Source organism: Peterkaempfera griseoplana (assembly GCF_001418575.1).
GTDB classification, from domain to species: domain Bacteria; phylum Actinomycetota; class Actinomycetes; order Streptomycetales; family Streptomycetaceae; genus Peterkaempfera; species Peterkaempfera griseoplana.
Map to the genome: position 1 here is coordinate 1 of NZ_LIQR01000485.1, position 5,470 is coordinate 5,470.

At 72.4% G+C, this 5,470-nt stretch carries 5 protein-coding genes; 4 read left to right on the forward strand and 1 reads right to left on the reverse strand.

Annotated features, from left to right (window positions below; genetic code table 11):
• The first annotated feature begins 38 nt into the window (after window positions 1-38).
• The 4 genes from efeU (at window position 39) to AOK09_RS30590 (ending at window position 4,418) form a co-directional block, all read left to right on the forward strand.
• Window positions 39-890, forward strand: a complete 852-nt coding sequence (efeU, locus tag AOK09_RS30575; RefSeq protein WP_055590479.1) for an iron uptake transporter permease EfeU — start codon at window positions 39-41, stop codon at window positions 888-890.
• Window positions 891-1,213: 323 nt separating this feature from the next.
• Window positions 1,214-2,596, forward strand: a complete 1,383-nt coding sequence (locus AOK09_RS30580; protein WP_055590480.1) for a DUF6421 family protein — start codon at window positions 1,214-1,216, stop codon at window positions 2,594-2,596.
• A complete protein-coding gene (locus AOK09_RS30585) occupies window positions 2,593-3,336 on the forward strand; it encodes an SDR family NAD(P)-dependent oxidoreductase (protein ID WP_055590481.1) in 744 nt (247 codons plus the stop codon). The genes AOK09_RS30580 and AOK09_RS30585 overlap by 4 nt, the downstream gene beginning before the upstream one ends.
• A complete protein-coding gene (locus AOK09_RS30590; protein WP_055590483.1) occupies window positions 3,333-4,418 on the forward strand; it encodes a threonine aldolase family protein in 1,086 nt (361 codons plus the stop codon). The genes AOK09_RS30585 and AOK09_RS30590 overlap by 4 nt, the downstream gene beginning before the upstream one ends.
• 105 nt (window positions 4,419-4,523) lie before the next feature.
• On the opposite strand, the gene AOK09_RS30595 is transcribed toward AOK09_RS30590, so the two are convergent.
• Window positions 4,524-5,303, reverse strand: a complete 780-nt coding sequence (locus tag AOK09_RS30595) for a lysophospholipid acyltransferase family protein (RefSeq protein WP_055590482.1) — start codon at window positions 5,301-5,303, stop codon at window positions 4,524-4,526.
• Between the last annotated feature and the right edge of the window lie 167 nt (window positions 5,304-5,470).

The window sequence follows — 5,470 nt, forward strand, 5'->3', positions numbered from 1 at the left end:
GTACCACCCACCCCCACCGCCTCCCCAGGAGTCCAGCAGTGTTCGCCAACTATCTGATCGGCCTGCGTGAGGGCCTCGAAGCCAGCCTGGTCGTCTGCATCCTCGTCGCCTATCTGGTGAAGACCGGCCGACGGGACCGCCTGACGCCGGTCTGGCTGGGTGTCGCGGCCGCGGTGGTGCTCTCGATGGCCTTCGGCGCGGTGCTGCAGTTCGGCTCCTCCACGCTGACCTTCGAGGCTCAGGAGGCGCTGGGCGGCTCGCTGTCGATCATCGCGGTGGGTCTGGTGACCTGGATGGTCTTCTGGATGCGGCGCACCGCCCGGCACCTCAAGGCCGAACTGCAGGGCAAGCTGGACGCCGCCCTGGCCATGGGCACCCTCGCCCTGGTGGTCACCTCCTTCCTGGCGGTCGGCCGGGAGGGCCTGGAGACCGCGCTCTTCATCTGGACGGCGGTGCAGGCCACCGACGACGGTGTGCGGCCGCTGGTCGGCGCGGTGCTGGGGCTGCTCACCGCGGCGCTGCTGGGGTGGCTGTTCTACCGGGGCGCGGTGCGGATCAACCTGGCCAAGTTCTTCACCTGGACCGGTGCGATGCTGGTCGTGGTGGCGGCCGGGGTGCTGGCGTACGGCTTCCACGACCTGCAGGAGGCCGGCTGGCTGCCCGGCCTGGGCACTCTGCTCTTCGACATCAGCTCCACCATCCCGGTCGACAGCTGGTACGGGACGCTGCTCAAGGGCGTCTTCAACTTCCAGCCCGACCCCACCGTGCTGCAGGTGGCGGTGTGGGCGGTCTACCTGGTCCCGACCATGGCCTTCTTCCTGCGCCGCGCCGCCGCTCCGGCGCCGGCTCCGGCCGCCGCGGCTCCGGTCGCGGACGGCGCCCGCAACTGAGCGCCCGCGCCCGGCGGCGCGGCGGATCCCCTGCGCCCGGCCCCGCGCCGGGCGCAGGGGCGCGCGGAACCGCACGGCCCGTACACCCTCCTTGGGAGGTGTACGGGCCGTCGTGTTTTCTCCTGCCCCTGGCGTTCTCGGCTGCGCCGGTCCGGACCCCGGTCGCCCGGGGCAGGCCCGCATGCCGAGCCCGTCCCCGGGCGGCAGAGTGGGACCAGTGCGGACAAACCGCCCACCCGCCCTGTCTACCCTCGCCTTGAACAGGAGAAGTTGCTGACATATCTTGGTGTAGCTCCAGTTCTTTCACTCCAGGTGGGGAAGAGATGAATAATCTTTCGCCGAAGGCCGCGACGGCCGCTCCAGTCGACAACCCGGCCTGGCTGCGCCTGAAGAGTGCGGTCGAGTCGATACGTCCCCTCCAGGCCAAGGACGGCTCGATCGACCTCGCCACCGCCGACCGCGGCACGGTGGACTCCCACCTCGCCACCGTCCTCGGCGCCCTCGACGAACTCGCCCCGCTCTTCCCCCACGACGAGGCCTACCTCGAGGCCGTCGCCAAGGACCTGCGGCGCTGGTCGGACAGTGGCTACGCGGTGCCCGACTTCCTGGACTCGCTGCTCGCCTTCCAGCCCGCCTCCCAGCGGCAGGACGGGCTGGAGCACCTGGTGCTGTTCCCCATGTACACCCAGAACGGCAACCCCGACCGCAACCTCGAGGCGGTCCTGCTGCGCGTGGTGTGGCCCGACTGGCTGGCGGAGCTGGAGCGCAGCCGGTTCGACAACCCCATGTTCGTGCCGATCACCTTCACCGACTTCACCTCCGGGTACGACACCAACTCCGCGGTGCTCTTCCCCGAGACCGTCGCGGTGCGCGAGGTGCCCGAGCGGTTCACCTGGGGCGGCATCTTCTGCGACCGCGAGGCCGCCCGCTTCCGCGCGGTCACCGGCTCCGCCGTGGAACTGCTCGGCCTGGAGATCCCCGCCGACGCCGCACGCCTCATCGAGGACCAGCAGCTCGCCCAGCAGACCTTCGTGCTGTGGGACCTGATCCACGACCGCACCCACAGCCACGGCGACCTGCCGTTCGACCCCTTCATGATCAAGCAGCGCAGCCCGTTCTGGATGTACGGGCTGGAGGAGCTGCGCTGCGACCTGACCGCCTTCAAGGAGGCCGTCCGCCTCCAGCGGGAGGGCCACGACCAGGGCCGCGACGTCCAGTACGCGATCCTCTTCGACCGTCTCTTCCGCTTCCCGGTCAGCGGCGACCGGGTCCGCAACTACGACGGCCTCGGCGGCCAGCTGCTCTTCGCCTACCTCCACAAGCACGACGCCCTGCGCTGGACCGACAACCGGCTGCGCATCGACTGGGACCGCGTGGCCGAGGTCACCACCGCCCTGTGCGGCGAGATCGAGACCCTGTACCGCGAGGGCATCGACCGGCCCAAGACCGCCCACTGGCTCGCCGCCTACCAGCTGGTCTCCCGCTACCTCACCCCGCACCCCGCCTCCACCTGGGCCAAGGGCCCCGAGGCGCTGCCCTTCGGCGAGGCCGACGGCAAGGCCCTGAACAAGGCGCTGTGCGACGCGGTGCTGCCCGACGAGTTCCCGCTCTCCATGTTCTACGAGGCCCTGGCCCGCAAGCTGCGCGACGTCATCGCCGCCACCAGGGGCATCACCGGCGCCGCGGACACCCGGGAGGCGGCGTGACCGCCCTCGCAGGCAAGGTCGTCGCCGTCGCCGGAGCCACCGGCCCCGCCGGCCGCGCCACCCTCCGCCGGCTCGCCGCCGGCGGCGCCGTGGTGGCCGCCGCCGGGACCGACCCCGCCCGGCTCGACGCAGCCCTGGACGCGGTACGGGCCGCCGTGCCGGGCGCCCGGGTGACCGGCCAGATCGTGGACCTGCTGGACCCGCAGGCCGCCCGCGACTGGGCCGACCACATCGAGGCCGAGCAGGGGCGGATCGACGGACTGCTGCACCTGGTCGGCGGCTGGCGCGGCGGCAAGACCTTCGCCGACACCGACCTCGACGACTGGGACTTCCTGCACGACCGCGTGGTGCGCACCCTCCAGCACACCACCCTGGCCTTCCAGGCCGCCCTGCTGCGCAGCCCCGCCGGCCGCTTCGCGACGGTCTCCGCCGCCGCCGCGCACAAGCCCGCGGCGGGCGGCGCCGCCTACGCCGCGGCCAAGGCGGCCGTCGAGGCCTGGACCCTCTCCCTCGCCGCCTCCTTCACCAAGGAGGGGCCGGGGCAGGACGCACCGCTGACCGCCGCGGCTGCCATCCTGGTCATCAAGGCGCTGGTCACCCCGGAGATGCGGCAGCAGCGCCCCGACGCGAAATTCCCGGGCTTCACGGACACCGCCGACCTGGCCGACACCCTGGCCGGACTCTGGGACCGGCCCGCCGACGAACTGAATGGACAGCACCTGTGGCTGACGCCGCGATGACCGACCCCTCCTTCCCGACCCGCACCGATGCGGTCCGCCGGCACGACCCCGCCGTCCGCGGCTTCGCCAGCGACAACTACGCGGGCGTGCACCCGGAGATCCTGGCGGCGCTGGCCGTCGCCAACGGCGGCCACCAGGTCGCCTACGGGGAGGACGACTACACAGGGCACCTCCAGGAGGTCTTCCGCCGCCACTTCGGCGACCGGGCCCAGGCCTTCCCCGTGTTCAACGGCACCGGCGCCAACGTGGTCGCCCTGCAGGCCCTGCTGCCCCGCTGGGGCGCGGTCGTCGCCGCCGAGTCCGCCCACATCAACGTGGACGAGTGCGGTGCCCCGGAGAAGATCGCCGGTCTCAAGCTGCTCACCGTCCCCACCCCCGACGGCAAGCTCACCCCCGAGCTGATCGACCGTCAGGCCTGGGGCTGGGGCGACGAGCACCGGGCCCAGCCGCTCGCCGTCTCCATCACCCAGACCACCGAACTCGGCACCTGCTACACCGCCGAGGAGATCAAGGCCATCTGCGACCACGCCCATGAGCGCGGCATGCTGGTGCATGTCGACGGCTCCCGGCTGGCCAACGCCGCGGCCACGCTCGGGCTGCCGCTGCGGGCCTTCACCACCGACGCCGGGGTGGATGTGCTCTCCTTCGGCGGCACCAAGAACGGTCTGCTGCTCGGCGAGGCCGTGGTGGTCCTCAACCCGGAGCGGGTCCGGGACCTGAAGTACCTGCGCAAGATGTCCATGCAGCTCGCCTCCAAGATGCGCTTTGTCTCGGTGCAGTTCGAGGCGCTGCTCAGCGGCGACCTGTGGCTGCGCAACGCCGCCCACGCCAATGCGATGGCCCGGCGCCTGGAGGCGGCGGTCCGCGGGGTGGAGGGTGTGGAGGTCGTCCGCCCGGTGCAGGCCAACGCGGTCTTCGCGCTGCTGCCGCGCGAGGTCAGCGAGCGGCTCCAGAAGCGCTACCGCTTCTACTTCTGGAACGAGCACACCGGCGAGGTCCGCTGGATGGCCGCCTTCGACACCACCGAGGCGGACATCGACGCCTTCGCCGCCGCCATCGCGGAGGAGATGGGCCGCCAGTAGGCAGGCGACATGCGGACGGGCCGGACTCGTGGAGTCCGGCCCGTCCGCATGCGGCGGGGCCCGGCCCCGGTCCGGCGCGTCACACGGCGGTGCGCCGCCGGTGGCTCAGCGGGCGGTCTGGTCGGCGGTGCGGCGGGCGGTGCGCTCCTGCGCCTCCACCGCGTCCTCGGCCTCGGCGGCCTCAGGGGTCGGCGCGGTACCGCCGAGATGGGCCGGGAGCCACCAGCTGTCGCCGGCGTCCTCGGGCTTGTCCGGGTAGCTGCTCTGGGCCTGGTCCAGCAGCGCGGCCATGGCCTGCCGCAGCCGCCGGGTGACCATCACCGGCCGGTCCTCGGGGGTGAGGTGGATCGGCTCCCCGATCCGGATGGTGACGGGGGTGTGGCGGCGGGTCAGGTTCTTCGGCCGGCCCTTGGTCCACAGCCGCTGGGTGCCCCACAGGATCATCGGCAGCAGCGGGGCCTCGGCGTCCGCCGCCATCCGGGCCGCGCCGGTCTTGAACTTCTTCAGCGTGAACGACCGGCTGATGGTGGCCTCCGGGAAGACCCCCACCACCTCCCCGGCCCGCAGCGCACGCACCGCCGCGTCATAGGCGGGCTGGCCGTCGGAACGGTCCACCGGGATGTGCCGCATTCCGCGCATCAGCGGCCCGGACACCCGGTGCCGGAACACGTCGTCCTTGGCCATGAAGCGGGTGTGCCGGCGGGCCGACTTCCAGGCGCCCAGGCCGGCGAAGAGGAAGTCCAGATAACTGATGTGATTGCTGACCAGCACCGCACCGCCGTGCTTCGGCACATGGTGGGCGCCCTCCACCTCGATCCGCAGGTCCAGTGCGCGGAAGGCGGTGAGGGCGGTCCCGATCACGGGCGGGTACACGAACTCAGCCACGGTCAGCCCTACTTCCCACGGGCGGTCGCCCGGTCCAGGTGTACCCGCGCGCGGGCGCAGCCGTCCGGAGGTGCGGCTCGTCCCCGGGGCACGGGTGGTACGGCGTCGATGGTCTCCCGAACCGGAGGGCCGTGTCACCTCCGGTGGCGGCCGCCGGGCGGAGATAG

Excerpts from the sequence above, each read along its gene's own strand:
- AOK09_RS30580 (WP_055590480.1), top strand. The coding sequence starts at position 1,214 with ATGAATAATCTTTCGCCGAAGGCCGCGACGGCCGCTCCAGTCGACAAC.
- AOK09_RS30590 (WP_055590483.1), top strand. The coding sequence starts at position 3,333 with ATGACCGACCCCTCCTTCCCGACCCGCACCGATGCGGTCCGCCGGCAC.